The sequence below is a fragment of the Streptomyces sp. DI166 genome (assembly GCF_900091315.1).
Taxonomy (GTDB): domain Bacteria; phylum Actinomycetota; class Actinomycetes; order Streptomycetales; family Streptomycetaceae; genus Streptomyces; species Streptomyces fuscus.
This window is the reverse complement of record NZ_FLSP01000001.1, coordinates 220,358-243,119: the sequence shown is the minus strand read 5'-3', so window position 1 is coordinate 243,119 and position 22,762 is coordinate 220,358. Positions and strand designations below refer to the sequence as shown.

The window sequence follows — 22,762 nt, the reverse complement described above, 5'->3', positions numbered from 1 at the left end:
GCCGGCGACTCCGGAGGTCCCCGCCGTCTCCGCACCCACCGACACCCCGGCCCCCGCCGCCGCAACCTCCGCGCCCACCTGGGCACCCTCGCCGGCCTCGCCATCCTCGGCATCCTGCTGTGGCGGCTGGGCACCGGCGCCTTCGTGGACGGGCTGCGGCGCATCGACGCCCCGGCCGTGCTGGCGGCGGTCGGGATCGGTGTCGTCACCACCGTGTTCAGTGCCTGGCGCTGGCAGTTGACGGCGCAGTGGCTCGGCATCCGGCTGCCGCTCGGCGCGGCCGTCGCCGACTACTACCAGGCACTGTTCCTGAACGCGGCGCTGCCCGGCGGCGTCCTCGGCGATGTGCACCGGGCGGTCAGCCACGGCCGCAGCGCCGGCGACCTGAGCCGCGGAGTGCGCTCCGTTGTCCTCGAACGGGTCGCGGGACAGGTCGCGTTGGCGCTGGTCGGCGGGGTCGTCCTGCTGACCATGGAGTCGCCGGTGCGCGACGAGGCACGCCACTTCGTGCCGCTCGTCGCGCTCGCCGCCCTCGGCACGCTCGCGGTGATCCTCGCCGTACGGCTCAGCCGGCCGGCCTCCCGGCGGCGCCCGGTGCTGCCCGCCTCGCTCCGCAAGGCGTCGTGGCTGCGGTACGGGCCCGGCGTCGCCGTGTCCTCCGTCGTCGTCCTGGCCGGACACATCGCCACGTTCGTCCTCGCCGCCCGGGTCGCGGGCAGCGACGCCTCCGTCGCCGTACTCCTGCCGCTGGCCGTGCTCGCGCTGCTGGCGATGAGCCTGCCGCTGAACGTCGGCGGCTGGGGACCCCGGGAGGGCGTCACCGCCTGGGCGTTCGGCGCCGCCGGACTCGGCGCGGGCAGCGGGCTCGCGGTGGCCGTCGTGTACGGCGTGCTGTGCCTGGCCGCGAGCCTGCCCGGTGTTCTGGTGCTGGTGGGACGCCGCCGGACGTCCTACTCTGCGCCCAGCACCGCGAAATACGCGGCGAAGGAATCCGAAAGGCTCGCCAACAACTCCTTCCCCTTTTCCGCCGAGCCCAAGGAAGGACGGCCGATGACACCCGAATCGGTATAGCCGGACATACCGAGGGAGAGCAGATGACGCCGGTCGTCAGCGACGAAATCGGAGGTCTCGTATCCGGGCCGCAGCATTTCCGGATGCGTATGGAGAAGGATGGAGGTCTCAATTTCCCCGGCGTGCATGTCGGTGAGCAGCGAGGTGGCCACCCCGGCCCGTTCCCGAGCCGCTTCCCAGTCCTCGACCGCCGGGAACAGCGCCATCCGCTCACCGCGCGCGGAGGCTTCCTGAACCACATTGCCCAGTACGTAATTTCCGCCGTGGCCGTTGACCACCACCAGGGCGTCCACACCGGAACGGCGGAGCGAATCCGCTATGTCCCGAATCACCGCATGAAGGGTCACCGACGAGATGCTGACGGTCCCCGGCCACGCCGCGTGCTCGTGCGAGCAGGAGATCGTCACCGGGGGAAGGAGGTGCACCGGATACGCCTCGGCGATCTGCCGGGCGATCGCGCACGCCACCAGCGTGTCCGTGGCCAGCGGCAGGAAGGGGCCGTGCTGTTCGAAGCTGCCCACGGGAAGGACGGCGACCTGCCGTGAGACGCCCGCCCCGCGCGTCCGTACGTCCTCCGTGGTGTCCGCCGGCACCAGCCCGGATGCCGACCGAGTCCCCGAACCACTCATCTTTTCACGGCCTTTCGTCTCTGCTTAGGAACCAGATCATGACAGAAAAAGTTGGCGTACTCGGATCGAAGACCCCCAAGCGCACCGGTGTGGAACGCGTAGTGAATGCGCCCTTGCCCACGGTGTACGGGGAATTCCGCGCGGTCGGCTACCTCGACCACGACCGCGGGGACGAGCAAGTGGCTCTGGTCTACGGTGAGATCGGCTCCGAGAACGTCCTCACGCGGCTGCATTCGGAGTGCCTGACCGGTGACGCGTTCGGCTCGCAGCACTGCGAGTGCGGTGACCAGCTGGCCTCCGCGCTGCGTGCCGTCGTCGCCGAGGGCAGCGGTGTGGTCGTGTACCTGCGCGGGCACGAGGGCCGCGGTATCGGCCTGCTCGCCAAGCTGCGGGCGATGGCCCTCCAGGCCGAGGGCCTGGACACCGTGGAGGCCAACCTCGCCCTGGGCCTGCCCGTCGACGCCCGCGACTACGGCGTCGCCGCCGGGATGCTCGCCGACCTCGGGGTGCGCTCGGTGCGGCTGATGTCGAACAACCCGCGCAAGCGGGAGGCCCTGGTGGAGCACGGCATCACGGTCGCCGAGACCGTCCCGCTGCTCATCCCGCCGTGCGAGAGCAACATCACCTACCTGCGCACCAAGCGGGAGCGTCTGGACCACCACCTGCCCCATCTGGACGCCGTGGCCCACTGGTCCTGATTCCGGACCCGGTCGCCCGGACAGGAAGAGGGCATGAGCGACGACATCCTCTTCCTCTCCGGCGACCGGGTGACCCGGCTGCTGTCCTGGGACGCGGCCATCGCCTCGCAGCGCGCCGCGTTCGAAGCCCTCGGTACCTCGGGCGCCGACGCGCCCGGGAAGATCATGCACCCGAGCCGCTTCGACGACAGCGTGATGTTCGCGTACCTGTCCCGGCTGTCGGCGGACACCGGGGCGGTCGCGAAGATCGGCAGCGTCAATCCGGGCAACGCCGCGGCCGGGCTGCCCACGGTGCACGCCCTGGTCACCGCCCTCGCTCCGGAGACGGGCCGGCCGGTCGCCGTCCTGGACGGCACCGCCCTCACCACCCTGCGCACGGCCGCGGGCAGCGCCGTCGCCGTCGACCTGCTCGCCCCGCCCGGCGGCGCGGACCTCGCCGTCCTCGGCTCCGGCACCCAGGCCCTCGCCCATGTCCGTGCCCTGGCCCGGGTGCGGGACCTGAAGTCGGTACGGCTGTGGAGCCCGACCGCGCGCAACCGGGAGCGCGCCGCCGACACCCTCACGGCCGAACTCGGGCTCACCGTCGAGCCGGTCGGCAGCGCCGAGGAGGCCGTGCGCGAGGCCTCGCTGGTCGTCGCCTGCACCCTCAGCACCACGCCGGTCGTCCACGGGGCGTGGCTCGCGCCCGGCTGCACGGTGGTGAGCGTGGGCTCCTTCGAACCGAACCGGTGCGAGGCCGACGCGGAGGTGCTGCTCCGGGCGGCGGCCGTGGTCGTGGACGACCCGGAGACCGCCGCCCACCACGCGGGGCCGATCGTCGCCGCGGGCCTGAAACCGGACGACCTGATCCCCCTCGGCGGCGTCGTCACCGGCGCCCGCACCGCCCGCACCGGACCGGGGGACATCGTCTACTACAACAGCGTCGGCCTGGGCGTGCAGGACGCCGCCGCGGCCTGGGCGGTCATCCGTGCGGCGCGGGAGGCGGACCGGTGAGGGCCGAGGTGGTGATCGTCGGCGGCGGGGTGATGGGCACCAGCATCGCCTGCCACCTGGCCCGCGCGGGCGTCCGGGACGTCGTGCTCGTCGAGCGGGACGAACTGGCGTCGGGCTCCACCTCCAAGGCGGCGGGCGGGGTGCGGGCGCAGTTCTCCGACGAGCTGAACATCCGGCTCGGGGCGCGCAGCCTGGCCGCCTTCGACCGGTTCGAAGAGGACACCGGGCAGGACATCGGCCTGCACAAGGTTGGCTACCTGTTCCTGCTCTCCACCCCCGAGGAAGTCGCAGCCTTCGAGGCGGGCGTACGCCTGCAGAACTCCCTCGGCGTCCGCAGCCGCATGCTCGAACCGGCCGAGGCCCGCGCCCTGTCCCCGCTCATCCGCACCGACGGACTGCTCGCCGCCGCCTACTCGCCCGACGACGGCCACTGCACCCCCGAATCGGTCGTCCAGGGCTACGCCACCACCGCCCGCCGCCACGGCGCGACGATCCTGCGCCACACCGAGGTCACCGGCATCGACGTCAGCGGCACCACCATCACCGCGGTACGGACGACGCAGGGCCCCATCGCCACCAACACCGTGATCTGCGCGGCCGGAGCCTGGTCACGGGCCGTCGGCGCGATGGCCGGGGTCGAGCTGCCGGTGGAGCCGCTGCGCCGCCAGATCGCGGTCACCGAACCGGTCCCGGACCTGCCGCCGAACCTCCCCATGACCATCGACTTCACCACCAGCCTCTACTTCCACACCGAAGGCCCCGGCCTGCTGCTCGGCATGTCCGACCCCGACGAACGTCCCGGCTTCGACACCCGCACCCACGACCGCTGGATCCCCCGGCTGTACGAGGCCATGGAGCAGCGCGCCCCCGCCCTGCTCGACCTGCGCCGCACCGGCGGCTGGGCGGGCCTGTACGAGGTCACCCCGGACCACAACGCCCTGATCGGCGAGTCCCCTTCCGTCTCCCGCTTTCTGTACGCGACCGGGTTCAGCGGCCACGGCTTCCTCCAGGGGCCCGCCGTCGGCGAGGTCGTCCGCGACCTGTACCTGGGCCGCGTACCCTTCGTGGACGTCAGCCCCTTGAGCGCCGACCGGTTCGCGGCCGACGCCCTGCGCCCGGAGGTCAACTGCGTATGACCGAACTCCACCTGTGGCTGCGGCACGAGGTCCGCACCACCGAGCGCCGCACCCCCGTCGTCCCGTCCGACGCCCGCCGACTCGTCGACAGCGGCGTGACGGTGACCGTCGAGGAGTCCCCGCAGCGGATCTTCCCCGTCGAGGAGTACGAGAAGGCCGGCTGCCGGACCGCCGAGGCGGGCTCCTGGGTGTCAGCGCCCGACGACGCCGTGATCGTGGGACTGAAGGAACTGCCGGAGGAGCCCGCCGAGTTGCGGCACCGGCATGTGTTCTTCGGGCACGCCTACAAGGGGCAGCCCGGCGCCCGCGCGCTGCTGGAGCGGTTCGCCGCCGGGGGAGGGGCGCTCTACGACGTCGAGTACCTGGTGGACGACAGCGGGCGGCGGCTGGCCGCCTTCGGGTTCTGGGCCGGATACCTCGGCGCCGCCCTCGCCGTGCTCCGGCACCGGGGGCGGCTCACCGCGCCGCTGGAGCCGACGACCAGGCCGCAGCTGGACGAGCGGCTGCGCGGCGACGGGGACTTCACGGCGCTGGTGATCGGCGCCCTCGGCCGCAGTGGCCGGGGCGCCTGCGAGGCGTTCCGGGTGGCCGGGGTCGAGCCGACCCGCTGGGACCTCGCCGAGACCCGCGAACTGGACCGCCCCGCCCTGCTCGCGCACGACGTGATGGTCAACGCCGTCCTCGCCACCACCCCGATCCCGCCCTTCCTGCGCGAGGAGGACCTCGACACCCCCGGCCGCAGGCTGCGCACCCTGTGCGACGTCACCTGCGACGTCGGCTCACCGCTGAACGTGCTGCCGATCTACGACCGCACCACGGACTGGACGGACCCGGCCCGCCGCCTGCGCGAGGAACCTCCGCTGGACCTGATCGCCATCGACAACCTGCCCTCTCTGCTGCCCGCCGAGTCCAGCACCGACTTCTCGGCGGCCCTGGTGCCGCAGCTGATGGAGTTCGGGACCGGGGCGGCCTGGGCGCGGTGCCGGGAGCGGTTCGAGCGGGCCAGTGCGGAGACCGGGGTCGCGTCGTGACCGGGGCGAGCGGCACCGTCCACTGGGTCGGCGCCGGACTGTCCACCGGCAGCGGTCTGGCACGGCTGTGCGAGTCGGCCGCACGGGTGCGTCTGTGGCACCGCACCGAGGACCGCGCGGCGCACGCGCTCGCGGCCCGGGGCCTGACCGGACGCGCCGAGCCCCGCGCGTACACCCCGGACGCGCTGAGCGCAGAACTCGCCCCCGGCGATGTCGTCGTGTCGATGCTGCCCGCGCCCGAGCACGCCGGGCTGCTGGCCGCCTGCGTGGCACGGCGGGCCCACTTCGCCTGCTCCAGCTATGTGTCGGACGCGGTGCTGGAACAGGTCCCGGTGGCGCGCGCGGCCGGTCTGGTCGTGCTCACCGAGGCGGGCCTCGACCCCGGCATCGACCACCTCTTCGCCCACAGCCTGGTCGCCCGCGCCCGCGAGGCCGTCGGTGACGGTACGGCCGCCACGTACCGGCTGACCTCCTACTGCGGCGGAGTCCCCGCCGACCCGAACGACTTCCGCTACCGCTTCAGCTGGGCGCCCCTCGGCGTGCTCAACGCCCTGCGCTCGCCCGCCCGTTACATCGACAACGGCGCCGAGACCACCACCGACCGGCCCTGGGAGGCGACCCGGCGGCACACCATCGAGGGCGAGGCCTTCGAGGCGTACCCCAACCGGGACAGCCTGCCCTTCGTCGAGCAGTACGAGCTGCCCGCCGCGTGGAAGCCGAGCACCTTCGTGCGCGGAACCCTGCGGCTGGACGGCTGGCTGCGCGCCTGGGACGGCGTGTTCGCCGAACTGCGGCGCGGCGACGACGAGCGGATCGCCGCGCTGGCCCAGGAGTTGGCGGCCCGGTATCCGACGACGGAGAAGGACCGGGACCGGGTGGTCCTGGAGGTCTCCCTCGACGTACGGGGCGCGGGTGGCGTTTCCTGGTCGGGCGGTTACCTGCTCGACATGGTCGGCGACGAGGAGGAGAGCGCGATGGCCCGCTGTGTCTCCCGGCCCCTCGCGCTCGGCGTCCGGCACATTCTGGACGGCTCCCTGCCGCCGGGCCTGAGCCGGGCCGCGCAGTCGGCGGCCCGCTCGGAGCAGTGGCTGCGCGAACTCGTCCCGGAGGGAGTGGAGTTCACCCTCCGCGTCAGCCGGTGACGGCCTCGTGCACCAGCCTCTTCAGGTCCGGGAACACGGTGTGCGAGGTCTTCGGCCGCAGCTGCGTCATGAACTGCACCGTCAGATCGCGGGACGGGTCCACCCAGAAGGTCGTGGTCGCGGCGCCGCTCCAGCCGTAGGTGCCGGTGCGGGAGGGGGCACGGGTGCGTGAGGGGTCGACGACCACGGAGACACCGAGGCCGAAGCCGAGGCCGTCGTTGCAGGCTTCGTCGTGGGCCGGGCGGCTGCCGAAGGAGCGCAGATCGACGCCGCCCGGCAGGTGGTTGGAGGTCATCAGGTCGACCGTGTCGGGGGCCAGCAGCCGGGTGCCGTCGAGTTCGCCGCGGCGGCGCAGCAGCTCCATGAACCGGTGGATGTCGTACGCGGAGGCCGCCATGCCGCCGCTGCCCGACAGGAAGCGGGGGCGGCCGTGCAGCGGCAGGCCCGGGATCGGCGTGATACCGCCGTCGTCGGTGCCGCCGTACAACTCGGCGAGCCTGTCCGACTGTTCGCCGCTCACCTCGAAACCGGCGTCGGTCATGCCGAGCGGGCGGAAGACCCGTTCGGCCATGAAGGTGTCCAGCGGCTGACCGGAGACCACCTCGATGACCCGGCCGAGGACATTCGTGGCCACCGAGTAGTTCCACTGGGTGCCCGGGTCGAACTGGAGCGGCAGGCTCGCGTACACGTCGACGGTCTCGGCCAGGTCCGAGCCGGGCAGCACCGCGGAGTCCAGGCGGGCGTCGCGGTAGAGGGCGTCCACGGGATGGCAGTTGTAGAAGGCGAAGGTCAGTCCGGCCGTGTGGGTCATCAGGTGCCGGATCAGCAGGGGGCCCGCGGCCGGGCGGGTGCGGACGTTGGCGCCGGAGCCGGAGACGTAGACCCGCGGTTCGGCGAAGGCGGGCAGATGGCGGCCGACCGGGTCGTCGAGGTCCAGCCTGCCCTCCTCCATCAGCAGCAGCGCGGCGACGGAGGTGACCGGCTTGGTCATGGAGTAGATCCGCCAGAGCGTGTCCGCCTCCACCGGCAGACCGGCGGCGATGTCCCGCTGCCCGTACGTGGTCAGATGGGCGACGCGTCCGCCGCGGGCCACGGCGACCAGGAAGCCGGGCAGGCGGCCCTCGTCGACGTGGTGGGCGAAATGCCGGTCCAGGCGCCGGAGCGCCTCGGCGTCCAGTCCGGCCTCGCCCGGTTCGACCTGTTGTCGCAGCAGTGCCATCGCTCTCCTTATCTGTGCGGCCCGTCGGATGGCCGGTTTACCCAGTTGGTACGGCCCGCGATCTCAACGTCGTTCAGGAACACGCGTGCGGTTCCGTGGATCGGTGCCGCTCTCGCCGGCCGCTGCCGGGTCCCGTCCCGGCAGCGCGGTGCCCGCCGCCATTCCGGCCAGCGCGAGAACGGGGAGGACCGCGAGCGGCAGCCGGGCGTCCCCGTCGGCTCCCATGAGGGCGGTCGCCAGGGCCACGCCCAGCACCGGGCCGAGGTTCATCGCGGTCTGCTGGAGCCCGCCCGCCACACCCGCCGAGGCGACCGGAGCCTCCCGTACGACGACATGGGTGGCGGCCACCATCACCGTGCCGAACCCGGCCCCGAGCAGCCCGAACCCGGCACCCAGGCCCAGGGGCCCGGAGGAGCGGGAGAGCAGCCAGATCCCGGCGGCGAGGACGGCGAGGGCGGTCACGGTGGTGCGGCGCGGCCCGGCCCGGCGCAGCAGCACCGCGCAGCAGGGCGCGGCGGCCACCATCAGCACCGCCAGCGGCAGACAGCACAGCGCGGTGCGCCACGGGTCGAGGCCGAGGGTGTCCTGGAGCAGGAAGGTGGCGGCGAACAGGGTGCCCGACAGTGCGGCCGAGGCGGCGGTGAGGGTGCCGAGCCCGGCCCGGACCGGTGGTGCGCCGATGACGGCGGGTGGCAGCAAGGGGCTCGGCGTGCGGTGTTCGTGGCGCAGGAACAGGGCGCCGGTGACCGCCGTCAGCAACAGGGCGGGGGCCCGGTCGGGCAGGGCGACCAGGGCGTGCACCAGCGTGGCCAGGGTCGCCGCGAGCAGGAGGGCGCCGGGCAGGTCGAGGCGGACCTGGGCGGTGGGGCGCGGGGCGCGTGCGGTGAGGGCCCACAGGCCGCACACCAGCGCGGGCAGGACGTTCAGCAGGAACACCGCCCGCCAGCCGGGCCCGGCGACCAGCGCGCCGCCCACCAGCGGACCGGCCGCGGCAGCCACCCCGATGGCCGCGGTCCGCACGGCGATCGGGGTGCGCAGCCGGTCGGGCGGGTACGCCGCGCGGAGCATGCCCAGGGTGGCCGGTTGCAGGAGGGCGCCGCACACGCCCTGCGCGACCCGGAGTCCGATCACCGTGCCGATGCCGGAGGACAGGGCGATGCCCGCCGAGGTGAGGCCGAAGCCGAGCATGCCGAGCGCGAACAGGCGGTGGTGTCCGTACCGGTCGCCCAGGCGTCCGCCGAACACCAGCAGGCTCGCCACGGCCACCAGATAGGCGGTGCTGGTCCACTGGACCTGCGCGTGGGAGGCGCCGAGTTCACGCTGGAGGGCGGGCTGGGCGAGGGTGAGGACGGTGCCGTCCAGGGCGACGACCACCGCTCCCGCCACGCTCGCGGCGAGGGTGGGGCGCGGGTTCACTCGCCGTCCGAACCGGCGTACACGGCCAGCACCGTGTCGACCATGCGCTCGAAGTCGTCGGTGCCCACGGCGAGTTGCAGACCGCCCCAGCCCCACAGCCGGCCCACGCCGTGCAGGTTCGCCCACAGGGCGCCGCCGACCAGCCGGGCATCGGCACCGGGCCGGACCCGGGCCACCAGCTCCACCAGCCGCCCGAACAGCGGCAGGCTGTGCTCGCGCAGTCCCAAGTGGCCGCTTTCCAGGAGATCGTGACGGAACATCAGTTCGTGCATGCCGTGTTGTTCCACCGCGAACCGCAGATAGGCGCGGGCCAGTGCGGCGAGCCGGGCCCGCGGGTCGGGGCCGCTCTCCTCCTCGGCCCGGCCGACCCGCTCCGCCAGCTCGGTGAAGCCACGGCGCGCGATGGCCGAGAGCAGCTCCCGATGGGTGGGGAAGTAGCGGCGCGGCGCCCCGTGCGAGACGCCCGCCCGGCGGGCGATCTCCCGCAGTGTGAGCGCCTGGAGGCCCTCGGCGGCGACCAGTTCCGCACCCACGTCGACCAGCCGCTCGCGCAGTCCTGCCTCGGAATCCCCCATAGACACTGTCTACCAGGTGTCCGTAGACACTGTCTACGTCTGGTCGCGGGAATGATCGGCGCCGCCCGGCCCGTTACCCGGACATGACTGAGGACCGCACTGAAGAGGCTCTGCTGAACCTGCTCTCCGAGGGGCACGGGGGTGTGCTGGTCACCCTCAAGCGCGACGGCCGCCCCCAGTTGTCGAACGTCACCCACGCCTACTACCCGGACGAGCGGATCATCCGCGTCTCCCTCACCGACGACCGCGCCAAGACCCGCAACCTGCGCCGGGACCCGCGTGCCTCCTACCACGTGACCACCGCCGACCGTTGGGCGTACACCGTGGCCGAGGGCACCGCCGAACTGACGCCGGTCGCCGAGGACCCGCACGACGACACCGTCGAGGAGCTGATCAGGCTCTACCGGGACGTGCAGGGCGAGCACCCCGACTGGGACGACTACCGCGCCGCGATGGTCCGCGACCGGCGGCTGGTGCTGCGCCTGAAGGTGGACCGGGCGTACGGCATCCCCAAGAAGTGATCACTGGCGGCTGACGGTGCGGGTGACACCGGCCAGCACGGTCGTGGCGAGGACCCAGCCCGCCAGCACCAGGACGTAGGCCAGCCACTGCGCCCAGCCCTCCGGGGCGTAGGCGGTCTCCTGGCCGAAGGTGATCACCGGGATGAGCAGGTCCAGGGCGAAGAACACCGGGTTGAAGTCCGGGGCCTCGTCCGGCTTGAGCGCGGGCGGCGGATTCAGCGCGAAGGCGATGGAGCCGACCGCGAGCAGGGACAGTAACCAGCCGAAGGCGCGCAGCGGACGGAAGCCGTAGCCGACGGTGGCGTCCTGGACATGCCCCCACAGCCTGCCGTACCAGGAGAGCGTGGTGCGGTGGCGCCGCTGCTTGGCGAGCTGCACCCGGCGGGCCGCGTGGTCGTCGCCGATGTGCCGGTAGGCGGCGGTCAACTGCTCGTAGCCGTGCGGGTCGTAGCCGCTGCTGTCGCGCTCCAGCATCGGCAGCCGACGCTCGACCGGCTCGTGCGGCGTCAGGAACGTGTAGGTGAGGTCCAGGAGCCGCACCTCGTCGGGCAGCATCTCCGGTTCCAGGTCGAGCTGTTCGATCTGGGCGCGGCGCAGATTGAGCCGCCCGGTCATCCGGGGCCCCTCGCGCAGCCACAGCTCGCCGATGACGGCGCTGCTGGCACGCAGCGCGGTGTTGCCGGGGTTCGACAGCGTCGCCCGCAACAGATCCAGGCGGCCCGGTATGCGGACGCCGCGCAGGTCTATCCGGCCCTCGGCGCGCAGCCGCCGTGCCTGCACATTCGCGCCGACCTCCAGGGACTCGGAGTCCAGGACATCGGCGCCGGGGTTGCTCAGCTCGGCGTCCTCCAGGTCGATCGAACCGGCCACCCGGGCGCCGTCGAGCCGTATCTCGCCCTCGACGCGCAACCCCGGCGCGCACAGGTCGTCCTCGACGGTGATCTGGTTGAGCCGCAGTGCGGGGTGGCCCGAGTCGGCGGCGCTGAGCCGCGCCCGCTCCAAGAACAGCGCCCCGGATATCTGGGCGCCACCGAGATGGACCGGCCCGCCGAAGCGGCAGTCGGTGAGCCGGAGACTGCCGTCCACCCTGATCCGGGCCGCCGACAGCCCCGGCAGTTCGGAGCGGGAGAGGTTGAGATAGCTCAACTGGGCGCCCGAGATGGACGGCACGGAGTCGAAGCGGCAGTCGCTGAACCGTACGACGCAGTCCACGGTCCCGTACCGCAGGTCCAGAACTCCGGTGATGTGGGCGCCCTCAAGTTTGACGGCGGCTATCTCGTCCGGTTCGCGCGGCCCGTTCAGCAGCAGGGCCCGCAACACCCGTGCCCGCACGGTGAGTTCGGTGCCGCCGTCGCGGAGGTCCACCACCGTACCCGTGGCGAAGGCCCGCCAGACGCGCTGTTCGGCCGGTGTCAGATCGTTGATCTCCATCAGCCGCGACTCTGGCGGGCCCCTCCCTCAGGTGTCAAACTCCTGTGCGCACGGCCCTACTTCGTCTCGACGGCGTGGCCGCCGAACTGGTTGCGCAGCGCCGCGATCATCTTCATCTGCGGGGAGTCGTCCTGGCGGGACGCGAACCGCGCGAAGAGGGAGGCGGTGATCGCCGGGAGCGGTACCGCGTGGTCGATGGCCGCCTCGACGGTCCAGCGGCCCTCGCCGGAGTCCTGTGCGTAGCCGCGCAGCTTGTCCAGGTGCTCGTCCTCGTCGAGGGCGTTGACGGCGAGGTCCAGCAGCCAGGAGCGGATGACGGTGCCCTCCTGCCAGGAGCGGAAGACCTCGCGCACGTCCGTGACGGAGTCGACCTTCTCCAGCAGCTCCCAGCCCTCGGCGTAGGCCTGCATCATGGCGTACTCGATGCCGTTGTGGACCATCTTGGCGAAGTGCCCGGCGCCGACCTTGCCGGCGTGGACGGAGCCGAAGTCGCCCTCGGGCTTGAGCGCGTCGAAGACGGGCTGGACCTTGGCGACGTGCTCGGCGTCGCCGCCGTACATCAGCGCGTAGCCGTTCTCCAGGCCCCACACACCGCCGGAGACACCGCAGTCCACGAAACCGATGCCCTTCTCGGCCAGCTCGCGGGCGTGCTTCTCGTCGTCCGTCCAGCGCGAGTTACCGCCGTCGACCACGGTGTCGCCCGGGGACAGCAGCTCGCCGAGCTCGTCGATGACGGACTGCGTGGCGGCACCGGCCGGGACCATCACCCACACCACGCGGGGGCCGTCGAGCCGCTCGACCAGTTCGGAGAGGGAGGCGACATCGGCGAGGTCCGGGTTGCGGTCGTAGCCCACGACGGTGTGGCCCGCGCGGCGGATCCGCTCGCGCATGTTGCCGCCCATCTTGCCGAGGCCGATGAGTCCGAGCTGCATTTCAGTGCACTTCCTTCAGTTCACGGTAGGCGGCCACGAGGGCAGCGGTGGAGGCGTCGAGGCCGGGGACCTCGGCGCCCTCGGTGAGAGCGGGTTCGACGCGCTTGGCAAGGACCTTGCCGAGCTCCACGCCCCACTGGTCAAAGGAGTCGATGTTCCACACGGCGCCCTGCACGAACACCTTGTGCTCGTAGAGCGCGATGAGCTGACCGAGCACCGACGGCGTCAGCTCGCGGGCGAGGATCGTGGTGGTGGGGTGGTTGCCGCGGAAGGTGCGGTGCGGCACCTGCTCCTCGGCCACGCCCTCCGCGCGGACCTCCTCGGCGGTCTTGCCGAACGCGAGCGCCTGACCCTGCGCGAACAGGTTCGCCATCAACAGGTCGTGCTGCGCCTTGAGTTCGTCGCTCAGCTCGGCCACCGGCCGGGCGAAGCCGATCAGGTCGGCCGGGATCAGCTTGGTGCCCTGGTGGATCAACTGGTAGTAGGCGTGCTGCCCGTTGGTGCCGGGCGTGCCCCACACCACCGGCCCTGTCTGCCAGTCCACCGGGTCGCCGTCACGGTCCACCGACTTGCCGTTGGACTCCATGTCGAGCTGCTGGAGGTAGGCGGTGAACTTCGACAGGTAGTGGCTGTAGGGCAGCACCGCGTGCGACTGGGCGTCGAAGAAGTTGCCGTACCAGATGCCCAGCAGGCCCAGCAGCAGCGGGGCGTTGGACTCGGCGGGCGCGGTGCGGAAGTGGTCGTCGACGACGCGGAAGCCGTCCAGCAGCTCGCGGAACCGGTCCGGCCCGATGGCGATCATCAGGGACAGGCCGATCGCCGAGTCGAACGAGTAGCGTCCGCCGACCCAGTCCCAGAACTCGAACATGTTGTCCGCGTCGATACCGAAGCCGGTGACCTTCTCCGCGTTCGTCGACAGGGCGACGAAGTGCCGGGCGACCGCCTTCTCCTCGCCGCCGAGCCCGGCCAGCAGCCAGGACCGCGCCGAGGTGGCGTTGGTGATCGTCTCGATGGTGGTGAAGGTCTTGGAGGCGACGATGAACAGCGTCTCGGCGGGGTCGAGGTCGCGCACCGCCTCGTGCAGGTCGGCGCCGTCGACGTTGGAGACGAAACGGAAGGTCAGCTCGCGCGCGGTGTACGGCCGCAGCACCTCGTAGGCCATGGCCGGGCCGAGGTCGGAGCCGCCGATGCCGATGTTGACGACGTGCCTGATGCGCCTGCCGGTGTGGCCGGTCCACTCGCCGGAGCGGACCCGGTTCGCGAAGTCACCCATCCGGTCGAGGACGGCGTGCACACCCGGCACCACGTTCTCGCCGTCCACCTCGATCACCGCCTCGCGCGGGGCGCGCAGCGCGGTGTGGAGCACCGCACGGTTCTCGGTGGTGTTGATCCTCTCGCCGCGGAACATGGCGTCGCGCAGCCCGAACACATCGGTGGCCGCCGCCAGTTCCTGGAGCAGGGAGAGCGTCTCGTCGGTGACGAGGTTCTTGGAGTAGTCGATGCGCAGGTCACCGACGCGCACCACGTACCGCTCGGCGCGCCCGGGGTCGGCGGCGAACAGGTCACGCAGGTGGTCGCGCCAGGCGGCGCGGTGGTCCTCCAGGGCGGTCCACTGGGGCCGCCGGGTGAGCTTCGGGGCGTCAGACATGAGTGGGTGTCTCCTTGGCGGCCTCGCCCCGCAGGGCGACGGCGTACATCTCGTCCGCGTCGAGGCGCCTGAGCTCCTCGGCGATGAGTTCGGAGGTGGTGCGCACCTTCAGCGCGAGGGTGCGCGAGGGCTGGCCCGGCAGGGACAGCGTGGCCAGCGGGCCCTCGGGGCGGTCGATGACGACCTCGCCGTTCGCGGTGCCCAGCCGTACCGCGGTGACCACCGGACCGGCGGTGACGATCCGTTCGATCCTCACCCGCAGCCGCGCCTCCAGCCACCGGGCGAGCAGTTCGGCGGCCGGGTTCTCGGCCTCGGCCTCCACCGCGCCGGACACGATCTTCTCGCGGGCCTGGTCCAGGGCGGCGGCCAGCATTGAGCGCCACGGGGTGAGCCGGGTCCAGGCGAGGTCGGTGTCGCCGGGCGCGTAGGAGCGCACCCGGGTGTCCAGCACCTGCAGGGGGTTCTCCACCGCGTACAGGTCGGTGATCCGGCGCTGGGCGAGCGCGCCGAGCGGGTCCTGGGCGGGGTTGTCCGGCGCGTCCACCGGCCACCACACGACCACCGGGGCGTCCGGCAGCAGCAGTGGCAGGACGACCGAGTCGGCGTGGTCGGAGACCTCGCCGTAGGTGCGCAGCACGACGGTCTCGCCGGTGCCCGCGTCGGCGCCCACCCGTACCTCCGCGTCCAGGCGGGAGGTGGTCCGGTCGCGCGGGGTGCGGGCGTGCCGCTTGATGACGACCAGGGTGCGCGAGGGGTGCTCGTGCGAGGCCTCCTCGGCGGCCTTGATGGCGTCGTAGGCGTTCTCCTCGTCCGTGACGATCACCATCGTCAGGACCATGCCCACCGCGGGTGTGCCGAGGGCGCGGCGGCCCTTGACCAGTGCCTTGTTGATCTTGCTTGCCGTGGTGTCGGTCAGGTCGATCTTCATGGCCTGCGCCAGCTCCGTCCGTCTCGTGCGAGCATCTCGTCGGCTTCCACGGGTCCCCAGCTGCCCGAGGGGTACTGCGCCGGCTTTCCGCTGCGCGCCCAGTACTCCTCGATCGGGTCGAGGATCCTCCAGGACTCTTCCACTTCCTGGTGACGGGGGAACAAATTGGCGTCGCCGAGCAGAACGTCCAGGATGAGCCGTTCGTACGCCTCCGGGCTGGACTCCGTGAACGACTCGCCGTAGGCGAAGTCCATCGTCACGTCCCGGATCTCCATGGAGGTGCCGGGCACCTTGGAGCCGAAGCGGACGGTGACGCCCTCGTCGGGCTGGACGCGGATGACGATGGCGTTCTTGCCCAGCTCCTCCGTGGCGGTGCGGTCGAAGGGGGAGTGCGGCGCCTGCTGGAAGACCACCGCGATCTCGGTGACCCGGCGGCCCAGCCGCTTTCCGGTGCGCAGGTAGAACGGCACCCCGGCCCAGCGCCGGTTGTCCACGCCGAGCTTGATGGCGGCGTAGGTGTCGGTCACCGACGACGGGTCGATGCCCTCCTCCTGGAGGTAGCCGGGCACCTGCGCGCCGCCCTGCCAGCCCCCCGCGTACTGCCCGCGCACGGTGTGCCTGCCCAGGTCCTCCGGCAGCCGCACGGACCGCAGCACCTTCAGCTTCTCCGTCAGCAGCGAGTGCGCGTCGAACGCGGCCGGTTCCTCCATCGCGGTGAGCGCCATCAGCTGAAGGAGGTGGTTCTGGATGACGTCACGGGCCGAGCCGATGCCGTCGTAGTAGCCCGCCCGGCCGCCGATGCCGATGTCCTCGGCCATCGTGATCTGGACATGGTCGACGTACGACCGGTTCCAGATCGGCTCGAACATCTGGTTGGCGAAGCGCAGCGCCAGGATGTTCTGGACGGTCTCCTTGCCCAGGTAGTGGTCGATCCGGAAGACCTGCTCCGGGTCGAACACGTCGTGCACGATCGCGTTCAGCTCCTCGGCCGACTTCAGATCGTGCCCGAACGGCTTCTCGATGACGGCCCGGCGCCACGCACCCTTCGGCGCGTCGGCCAGCCCGTGCTTCTTCAGCTGCTGGACGACCTTCGGGAAGAACTTCGGCGGTACGGACAGGTAGAACGCGTAGTTGCCGCTGGTGCCCCGAGAGGCGTCCAACTCCTCGACCGCCGCGCGCAGTTGCTTGAAGGCGTTGTCGTCGTCGAAGTCGCCCGGGATGAACCGCATGCCCTCGGAGAGCTGCTGCCAGACCTCCTCGCGGAACGGCGTGCGGGCGTGCTCCCGGACCGCGTCGTGCACGACCTGCGCGAAGTCCTGGTCCGCCCAGTCCCGGCGGGCGAACCCGACCAGCGAGAAGCCCGGCGGCAGCAGACCGCGGTTGGCCAGGTCGTAGACGGCCGGCATCAGCTTCTTGCGGGACAGATCGCCGGTGACGCCGAAGATGACGAGCCCGGACGGCCCGGCGATCCGCGGCAGGCGCCGGTCGCGCGGGTCACGCAGCGGGTTGGTCCATTCGGAGGTCATGACGCGTCCGCCCCCTTGCTCTCCAGCGACTCGGCGACCGCCGCGAGGAGCTCCTCCCAGGCCGTCTCGAACTTCGCGACGCCCTCGTCCTCCAGCCGGGTGACGACCTCGTCGTAGGAGATGCCGAGCCGTTCCACGGCCGCGAGGTCGGCGCGGGCCTGCGGGTAGCCGCCGGTGACGGTGTCGCCGGTGATCACGCCGTGCGCGGCGGTGGCGTCGAGGGTGGCCTCCGGCATGGTGTTGACGGTGCCCGGGGCGACCAGTTCGTCGACGTAGAGGGTCGGCTTGTAGGCCGGGTCCTTCACACCCGTGGATGCCCACAGCGGGCGCTGCTTGTGGGCGCCGGCCGAGACCAGCTTCAGCCAGCGGTCGGAGGCGAAGACCTCCTCGTAGGCCGCGTAGGCGAGGCGGGCGTTGGCGAGGGCGGCGCGGCCCTTGAGCGCGAGCGCCTCCTCGGTGCCGAGGGCGGTCAGCCGCTTGTCGATCTCGCTGTCCACGCGGGAGACGAAGAAGGAGGCCACGGAGTGGATCGTCGACAGGTCGTGGCCCCGCTCGGCGGCCTGCTCCAGACCGGCGAGGTAGGCGTCCATGACCTGGCCGTAGCGCTCCAGCGAGAAGATCAGCGTGACGTTGACACTGATGCCCTCGGCGAGGACCTCGGTGATGGCGGGCAGACCGGCCTTGGTCGCCGGAATCTTGATCATGACGTTGGGCCGGTCCACCAGCCAGGCGAGCTGCTTGGCCTCGGCGATCGTGGCCTTGGTGTGGTGGGCGAGGCGCGGGTCGACCTCGATGGAGACCCGGCCGTCCCGGCCCCCGGTCGCTTCGTACACGGGGCGCAGCACGTCGGCGGCGGCGCGCACGTCGGCCGTCGTCATCATCCGTACGGCCTCCTCGACCGTCACCCCGCGCAGGGCGAGGTCGGCGAGCTGGTCCTCGTATCCGTCGCCGTTGCCGATGGCGGCCTGGAAGATGGACGGGTTGGTGGTCACGCCCACCACGTTCTTCGTGGCGAGGAGTTCGGCCAGGTTGCCGGAGGCGATCCGGGTGCGGGACAGGTCGTCCAGCCAGATGGAGACGCCCTCGTCGGACAGGCGCTGGAGTGCTCCCGCGGCGGCGGTTGCTTCGGTCACTGCGATCAACTTCTTTCTGGCGTTCGGATCAACCACGCGCGGCGGCCAGGGACTCCCGGGCTGCTGCTGCGACGTTCTCGGCGGTGAAGCCGTACTGGGCGAACAGGGTCTGGGCATCGGCGGAGGCGCCGAAGTGTTCGAGGGAGACGATGCGTCCCGCGTCCCCAACGAACCGGTACCACGTCAGGCCGATCCCGGCTTCGACCGCGACCCGGGCTCGCACGGACGGGGGAACGACGGAGTCGCGGTACTCGCGGGGCTGCTCCTCGAACCACTCCACCGACGGCATGGACACCACGCGGGTGCCGACGCCCTCGGCTTCGAGCAGGTCGCGGGCGGCGACGGCGAGCTGGACCTCGGACCCGGTGGCGATCAGCACGACCTCCGGGACCTCGGTGGAGGCCTCGCGCAGGACGTAACCGCCCTTGGCGGCGTCCTCGTTGCGCTCGTAGACCGGTACACCCTGACGGGTGAGGGCCAGGCCGTGCGGGGCGGGGGCGGTGGCGTGGCGGCGCAGGATCTCCGCCCAGGCGACGGCGGTCTCGTTGGCGTCGGCCGGGCGGACGACGTTCAGGCCGGGGATCGCGCGCAGCGAGGCGAGGTGTTCGACCGGCTGGTGGGTGGGGCCGTCCTCGCCGAGGCCGATGGAGTCGTGGGTCCACACATAGGTGACCGGGAGCTGCATCAGGGCGGACATGCGCACGGCGTTGCGCATGTAGTCGGAGAACACCAGGAAGGTGCCGCCGTACACGCGGGTGTTGCCGTGCAGGGCGATGCCGTTCATCTCCGCGGCCATGGAGAACTCACGGATGCCGAAGTGGATGGTGCGTCCGTACGGGTCGGCCTCGGGGAGCGGGTTGCCCTTGGGCAGGAAGGAGCTGTTCTTGTCGATGGTGGTGTTGTTCGACCCGGCGAGGTCGGCGGAACCGCCCCACAGTTCGGGGATGACCGGGCCGAGCGCCTGGAGCACCTTCCCGGAGGCGGCGCGGGTGGCCACCGACCTGCCGGGCTCGAACACCGGTACGGCAGCCGCCCAGCCCTCGGGGAGCTGCCCGGCGACGATCCGGTCGAACAGTTCGGCGCGCCCGGGGTTGGCGGTGCGCCACTCGGCGAGCTGCTTGTCCCAGGCGGCGTGCGCCTCGGCACCGCGGTCCAGGGCGCGGCGGCTGTGGGCGAGGACCTCGTCGGCAACCTCGAACGTCTGCTCGGGGTCGAAGCCCAGCAGGCGCTTGGTGGCGGCGATCTCCTGCTCGCCGAGCGCGGAGCCGTGGGAGGCCTCGGTGTTGCGGGCGTTCGGGGCGGGCCAGGCGATGATCGTGCGCATCGCGATGATCGAGGGTCGCCCGGTTTCCGCCCGCGCCGCCTTCAGCGCCGTGTAGAGGGCGCGGACGTCGACGTCGCCGTCCTCGGTGGGCTCGATGCGCTGGGTGTGCCAGCCGTAGGCCTCGTAGCGCCCTAGTACGTCCTCGGAGAACGCGGTCGCGGTGTCGCCCTCGATGGAGATGTGGTTGTCGTCGTAGAGGAAGACCAGGTTGCCGAGCTTCTGGTGGCCCGCGAGGGAGGAGGCCTCGGCGGCGACGCCCTCCTCCAGGTCGCCGTCGGAGACGATCGCCCAGACGGTGTGGTCGAAGGGGGAGGCGCCCTCGGGGGCCTCCGGGTCGAACAGGCCGCGCTCGTAGCGGGCGGCCATCGCCATGCCGACGGCGTTGGCGACACCCTGCCCGAGCGGTCCGGTGGTGGTCTCCACGCCCGCGGTGTGGCCGTACTCGGGGTGGCCGGGGGTCTTCGAGCCCTGGGTGCGAAACGCCTTCAGGTCGGCCAGCTCCAGCTCGTACCCGGCGAGGAAGAGCTGCGTGTAGAGCGTCAGCGAGGTGTGGCCGGGGGAGAGGACGAAGCGGTCGCGTCCGGTCCACTCCGGGTCGGCGGGGTCGTGCCGCATCACCTTCTGGAAGAGCGTGTACGCGGCCGGCGCGAGGCTCATCGCGGTGCCGGGGTGGCCGTTGCCGACCTTCTGCACGGCGTCGGCGGCCAGCAGGCGCGCGGTGTCGACGGCACGCCGGTCGAGGTCGATCCAGTCCAGGGGGTCCGGGTGCTGCGTGCTCATCTGAAGCCAGTCCTCTTCAAGAGTTCATCGAATACGGCGTCTTTGCTGGTGAGGCGCGTTCGACTGTAAAAGTCTGACTTTTTCGAGGGAAGGTCCAGGTGTGTCAGCCTGTGGTGAAAGTGGGACACGCAGTGCGGGGCCGAGGCGGTACGAGGGCGACATGGCGGACAGAACAGTGCAAGGCGACGGCGCGGAAGGAATCAGAACCTTCCCCTTCCCGGTCGACCTGAGCGTGCTCGGCGTCGGCATGCGGGTCGGGCCGATGAAGCCCGAACGCACCTGGCACGCCGAGGCGCCGCCGGGACGGGTGCACCGCATCGAGTTCCACGTCGTGATGCTGTTCGACGACGGCCCCGTCCGCCACATGATCGACTTCACCGAGTACGAGGCGGGCGCGGGCGACCTCCTCTGGATCCGCCCCGGCCAGATCCACCGCTTCAGCGACACGAGCGCCTACCGGGGCACCGTCCTGACCATGCAGCCCGGTTTCCTGCCCCGCGCGACGGTCGAGGCGACCGGCCTGTACCGCTACGACCTGCCCCCACTGCTCCATCCGGACGAGGCGCAACGCGCGGCGCTGCGCTCCTCGCTCCGTCAGCTCCGCCGCGAGTACAAGGACTCGACCACACTCCCCCTGAGCCTGCACACGGCGGTCCTGCGCCACTCCCTGTCGGCGTTCCTGCTGCGCCTCGCCCATCTCGCGGCCAGCGCGCACGACACCGCCCGCCGGGAGGCGGACTCCGCCTTCACCCAGTTCCGGGACGCCGTGGAGCGCGGCTTCGCCACCAACCACAGCGTCAGCGCCTACGCCGACCAACTCGGCTGCTCCCGCCGCACCCTGGTCCGCGCGGTCCGCGCGGCGACCGGGGAGACACCGAAGTCCTTCATCGACAAACGCGTCGTCCTGGAGGCCAAACGCCTCCTCGCCCACACCGACCTCCCGGTCGGCCGGGTGGGCGCGGCCATCGGCTTCCCGGACGCGGCGAACTTCAGCAAGTTCTTCCACCAGCACACGGAGACGACTCCGGCGGCGTTCCGGGCGGAGATGCGGTAGCGGGGTGGGGGTGCGCGTGTTCCTCGCCGTACGTGCGACGGCGGTCCGGAACTCCCGCTCGGGAATCCGGACCGCCGAAGTGCTCGCCGCCGGTGTCAGCGGCCGAAGTGGAACCAGTTGACGTTCACGAAGTCGGCCGGCTGGCCGCTGGTGAAGGTCAAGTACACGTCGTGCGTGCCGGTTACCGCGCCGATGTTCGCCGGGACGGTCCGCCAGCTCTGCCAGCCGCCGGTGTTGGCCAGGGCGAAACTCCCGATGGGGGCGTTGCTACGGCTGTCCAGGCGCACCTCGACCAGGCCGCTCACTCCGGCCCCGGCACCGCTCGCGACCCGCGCCACGAACTGAGTGGCCGCCGTGGAACCGAAGTTGACGCCCTTGTACAGCGCCCAGTCGCCGTTGGCGATCGCCCCGATGTTCTGGCCGCCGCCGGAGTCGGAGGTGGCCTCGACGAACGTGCCGGACTGGCTGTCGTGGGACTCGGCCTGGATGGTGCTGTAGGCGTCCCGGTTGCCGGTCGGCGGAGGCGTCGTGGGACCGCCGCCGCTGGACAGCACCTGGACGTAGTCCACGACCATCGAGTGGCCGGGCACGGTCGCGCCGTCCGGACCGCCGCCGAACGCGTCCACGAATCCGCCGCCCATCGCCACGTTCAGGATGATGAAGTACCCGTGGTTGGTGGCGTTGTTCCAGGTCGTCGCGTCGACCTGGTTGGAGCGCACGGTGTGGTAGTTGATGTCGTCGACGTAGAAGCGGATCTGCTCCGGGCTGGTGGAGCGGTCCCACTCCAGCGCGTAGGTGTGGAAGCCCGCCTGGCAGGTGGCGCCGGGACAGGCACGCGAACCGCCGATGCCGGACGTCTCGTTGCAGGGGCCGCCCGGGGACGTACCGCAGTGCATCGTCGACCAGACGGTGTTGAGGCCCTGGACGTTCTCCATGATGTCCAGCTCGCCGACGCTCGGCCAGTTCCACCAGTTGCCCCGGTAGGGCGTGCCCAGCATCCAGAACGCGGGCCAGTAGCCGCGGGCGGCGGCGCCGGTGACGTTGGGCATCTGGATACGGGCCTGCACCCGCAGTTTGCCGCCCGCCGGGGGCTGGAAGTCACCGCGCACGGTCTCGATCCGGCCGGACGTCCAGTTGCCGGCGGCGTCCCGGCGCGGGGTGATGCGCAGATTGCCGTTGCCGTCCAGGGACACGTTGTTCGTGCTGGACGTCATGTTCTCGATCTCGCCGGTGCCCCAGTTGCCGGGCCCGCCCGGGTAGCCGTGACCGGTCGCGTACTGCCAGTTGGCGGTGTTGACGCCGGTGTTCGCGGGGCCGTTGAAGTCGTCCACGAAGACCTGCGTCCAGCCCGACGGGGGCGGAGGCGCGGCGGCGTCGGCGGACGCTACGGCCGCCGCCGCGAGGCCGAGCGCGCTGAACGCCGCGACGAGTGCGCGCCGCACCGGGCGCCGTCGTCTGTGGGGGGTGCCGGAGGATTCACTCATCGGGTGCTGCCTCTCGGGTACGGGTGTGGGGAGCCCTTGAGAGCACCCTGAGAGCGCTCTCAAAGTGACGTCAATGTGCCGCTCGGCACCT

General features: G+C 71.7%; 19 protein-coding genes and 1 pseudogene. 8 read left to right on the top strand and 12 right to left on the bottom strand.

Translation table 11 applies throughout. The features are described 5' to 3' along the window. Positions 1-144: 144 nt before the first annotated feature. Positions 145-834: pseudogene (locus GA0115233_RS42290) on the top strand (lysylphosphatidylglycerol synthase transmembrane domain-containing protein); the annotation flags it as partial. Positions 835-950: 116 nt separating this feature from the next. Here GA0115233_RS42290 and GA0115233_RS01130 read toward each other — a convergent pair. Further along, on the bottom strand, positions 951-1,700 hold the full coding sequence (locus tag GA0115233_RS01130; RefSeq protein ID WP_093718101.1) for a creatininase family protein: 750 nt from the start codon (positions 1,698-1,700) through the stop codon (positions 951-953). A gap of 38 nt (positions 1,701-1,738) precedes the next feature. Here GA0115233_RS01130 and ribA point away from each other — a divergent pair, with 38 nt between their 5' ends. Genes ribA through GA0115233_RS01105 form a run of 5 tightly spaced genes read left to right on the top strand, consistent with a single transcriptional unit; the run spans position 1,739 to position 6,700 of the window. Next, positions 1,739-2,398 (top strand): GTP cyclohydrolase II, encoded by a 660-nt coding sequence (gene ribA, locus GA0115233_RS01125; protein WP_093718100.1) that lies wholly within the window; start codon positions 1,739-1,741, stop codon positions 2,396-2,398. Positions 2,399-2,431: 33 nt separating this feature from the next. Next, positions 2,432-3,391, top strand: a complete 960-nt coding sequence (locus tag GA0115233_RS01120) for an ornithine cyclodeaminase family protein (protein WP_093718099.1) — start codon at positions 2,432-2,434, stop codon at positions 3,389-3,391. Then, positions 3,388-4,527, top strand: a complete 1,140-nt coding sequence (locus tag GA0115233_RS01115; protein WP_093718098.1) for an NAD(P)/FAD-dependent oxidoreductase — start codon at positions 3,388-3,390, stop codon at positions 4,525-4,527. The genes GA0115233_RS01120 and GA0115233_RS01115 overlap by 4 nt, the downstream gene beginning before the upstream one ends. Further along, entirely contained in the window at positions 4,524-5,558 is a 1,035-nt protein-coding gene (locus GA0115233_RS01110) for a saccharopine dehydrogenase (protein ID WP_093718097.1), read from the top strand. The genes GA0115233_RS01115 and GA0115233_RS01110 overlap by 4 nt, the downstream gene beginning before the upstream one ends. Beyond that, a complete protein-coding gene (locus GA0115233_RS01105; RefSeq protein WP_093718096.1) occupies positions 5,555-6,700 on the top strand; it encodes a saccharopine dehydrogenase family protein in 1,146 nt (381 codons plus the stop codon). Before GA0115233_RS01110 ends, GA0115233_RS01105 begins: the two co-directional genes overlap by 4 nt. Here the strand turns inward: GA0115233_RS01105 and GA0115233_RS01100 are convergent. The 3 genes from GA0115233_RS01100 to GA0115233_RS01090 form a co-directional block, all read right to left on the bottom strand. Continuing rightward, positions 6,690-7,919 carry a serine hydrolase domain-containing protein gene (locus GA0115233_RS01100; RefSeq protein WP_093718095.1) on the bottom strand — a complete coding sequence of 410 codons (1,230 nt, stop codon included), beginning with the start codon at positions 7,917-7,919 and terminating at the stop codon, positions 6,690-6,692. The genes GA0115233_RS01105 and GA0115233_RS01100 overlap by 11 nt on opposite strands. A 63-nt stretch (positions 7,920-7,982) precedes the next feature. Beyond that, complete coding sequence (locus GA0115233_RS01095; protein ID WP_093718094.1) at positions 7,983-9,335, bottom strand: MFS transporter; 1,353 nt, start codon at positions 9,333-9,335, stop codon at positions 7,983-7,985. Next, positions 9,332-9,910 carry a TetR/AcrR family transcriptional regulator gene (locus GA0115233_RS01090; RefSeq protein WP_093718093.1) on the bottom strand — a complete coding sequence of 193 codons (579 nt, stop codon included), beginning with the start codon at positions 9,908-9,910 and terminating at the stop codon, positions 9,332-9,334. Before GA0115233_RS01090 ends, GA0115233_RS01095 begins: the two co-directional genes overlap by 4 nt. Positions 9,911-9,993: 83 nt before the next feature. On the opposite strand from GA0115233_RS01090, the gene GA0115233_RS01085 reads away from it, so the two are divergent. Further along, positions 9,994-10,431 carry a PPOX class F420-dependent oxidoreductase gene (locus GA0115233_RS01085; RefSeq protein ID WP_093718092.1) on the top strand — a complete coding sequence of 146 codons (438 nt, stop codon included), beginning with the start codon at positions 9,994-9,996 and terminating at the stop codon, positions 10,429-10,431. Here the strand turns inward: GA0115233_RS01085 and GA0115233_RS01080 are convergent, their stop codons facing one another. Genes GA0115233_RS01080 through tkt form a run of 7 tightly spaced genes read right to left on the bottom strand, consistent with a single transcriptional unit; the run spans position 10,432 to position 20,133 of the window. Further along, the gene (locus tag GA0115233_RS01080) at positions 10,432-11,862 is read right to left on the bottom strand and encodes a membrane-associated oxidoreductase (protein ID WP_093718091.1); all 1,431 of its coding nucleotides are present in this window, start codon (positions 11,860-11,862) and stop codon (positions 10,432-10,434) included. It lies immediately after the preceding gene. A 56-nt stretch (positions 11,863-11,918) separates the two neighbouring features. After that, positions 11,919-12,794: a phosphogluconate dehydrogenase (NAD(+)-dependent, decarboxylating) gene (gene gnd / locus GA0115233_RS01075; protein WP_093718090.1), complete on the bottom strand. Its 876-nt coding sequence runs from the start codon at positions 12,792-12,794 to the stop codon at positions 11,919-11,921. Between the two features lies 1 nt (position 12,795). After that, positions 12,796-14,442, bottom strand: a complete 1,647-nt coding sequence (gene pgi, locus GA0115233_RS01070; protein ID WP_093718089.1) for a glucose-6-phosphate isomerase — start codon at positions 14,440-14,442, stop codon at positions 12,796-12,798. After that, the gene (gene opcA / locus GA0115233_RS01065) at positions 14,435-15,370 is read right to left on the bottom strand and encodes a glucose-6-phosphate dehydrogenase assembly protein OpcA (RefSeq protein ID WP_093718088.1); all 936 of its coding nucleotides are present in this window, start codon (positions 15,368-15,370) and stop codon (positions 14,435-14,437) included. Before opcA ends, pgi begins: the two co-directional genes overlap by 8 nt. Beyond that, the gene (zwf, locus tag GA0115233_RS01060) at positions 15,367-16,896 is read right to left on the bottom strand and encodes a glucose-6-phosphate dehydrogenase (RefSeq protein ID WP_093718087.1); all 1,530 of its coding nucleotides are present in this window, start codon (positions 16,894-16,896) and stop codon (positions 15,367-15,369) included. The genes opcA and zwf overlap by 4 nt, the downstream gene beginning before the upstream one ends. Beyond that, entirely contained in the window at positions 16,893-18,038 is a 1,146-nt protein-coding gene (gene tal / locus GA0115233_RS01055) for a transaldolase (protein WP_255310006.1), read from the bottom strand. The genes zwf and tal overlap by 4 nt, the downstream gene beginning before the upstream one ends. Positions 18,039-18,057: 19 nt before the next feature. Then, a complete protein-coding gene (gene tkt, locus GA0115233_RS01050) occupies positions 18,058-20,133 on the bottom strand; it encodes a transketolase (protein ID WP_093718085.1) in 2,076 nt (691 codons plus the stop codon). Between the two features lie 160 nt (positions 20,134-20,293). Between tkt and GA0115233_RS01045 the strand changes: the two genes are divergently transcribed. Then, on the top strand, positions 20,294-21,187 hold the full coding sequence (locus tag GA0115233_RS01045; protein ID WP_093718084.1) for a helix-turn-helix domain-containing protein: 894 nt from the start codon (positions 20,294-20,296) through the stop codon (positions 21,185-21,187). A gap of 95 nt (positions 21,188-21,282) precedes the next feature. Here GA0115233_RS01045 and GA0115233_RS01040 read toward each other — a convergent pair whose 3' ends face one another. Continuing rightward, complete coding sequence (locus GA0115233_RS01040; protein ID WP_093718083.1) at positions 21,283-22,671, bottom strand: glycoside hydrolase family 16 protein; 1,389 nt, start codon at positions 22,669-22,671, stop codon at positions 21,283-21,285. Positions 22,672-22,762 lie beyond the last annotated feature (91 nt).

What these genes read in the sequence shown, in the direction of transcription:
- GA0115233_RS01130 (WP_093718101.1), bottom strand. Translation starts at nt 1,700, where the DNA reads ATGAGTGGTTCGGGGACTCGGTCGGCATCCGGGCTGGTGCCGGCGGAC.
- ribA (WP_093718100.1), top strand. Translation starts at nt 1,739, where the DNA reads ATGACAGAAAAAGTTGGCGTACTCGGATCGAAGACCCCCAAGCGCACC.
- GA0115233_RS01120 (WP_093718099.1), top strand. Translation starts at nt 2,432, where the DNA reads ATGAGCGACGACATCCTCTTCCTCTCCGGCGACCGGGTGACCCGGCTG.
- GA0115233_RS01110 (WP_093718097.1), top strand. Translation starts at nt 4,524, where the DNA reads ATGACCGAACTCCACCTGTGGCTGCGGCACGAGGTCCGCACCACCGAG.
- GA0115233_RS01100 (WP_093718095.1), bottom strand. Translation starts at nt 7,919, where the DNA reads ATGGCACTGCTGCGACAACAGGTCGAACCGGGCGAGGCCGGACTGGAC.
- GA0115233_RS01090 (WP_093718093.1), bottom strand. Translation starts at nt 9,910, where the DNA reads ATGGGGGATTCCGAGGCAGGACTGCGCGAGCGGCTGGTCGACGTGGGT.
- GA0115233_RS01085 (WP_093718092.1), top strand. Translation starts at nt 9,994, where the DNA reads ATGACTGAGGACCGCACTGAAGAGGCTCTGCTGAACCTGCTCTCCGAG.
- GA0115233_RS01080 (WP_093718091.1), bottom strand. Translation starts at nt 11,862, where the DNA reads ATGGAGATCAACGATCTGACACCGGCCGAACAGCGCGTCTGGCGGGCC.
- gnd (WP_093718090.1), bottom strand. Translation starts at nt 12,794, where the DNA reads ATGCAGCTCGGACTCATCGGCCTCGGCAAGATGGGCGGCAACATGCGC.
- pgi (WP_093718089.1), bottom strand. Translation starts at nt 14,442, where the DNA reads ATGTCTGACGCCCCGAAGCTCACCCGGCGGCCCCAGTGGACCGCCCTG.
- opcA (WP_093718088.1), bottom strand. Translation starts at nt 15,370, where the DNA reads ATGAAGATCGACCTGACCGACACCACGGCAAGCAAGATCAACAAGGCA.
- zwf (WP_093718087.1), bottom strand. Translation starts at nt 16,896, where the DNA reads ATGACCTCCGAATGGACCAACCCGCTGCGTGACCCGCGCGACCGGCGC.
- tkt (WP_093718085.1), bottom strand. Translation starts at nt 20,133, where the DNA reads ATGAGCACGCAGCACCCGGACCCCCTGGACTGGATCGACCTCGACCGG.
- GA0115233_RS01045 (WP_093718084.1), top strand. Translation starts at nt 20,294, where the DNA reads ATGGCGGACAGAACAGTGCAAGGCGACGGCGCGGAAGGAATCAGAACC.
- GA0115233_RS01040 (WP_093718083.1), bottom strand. Translation starts at nt 22,671, where the DNA reads ATGAGTGAATCCTCCGGCACCCCCCACAGACGACGGCGCCCGGTGCGG.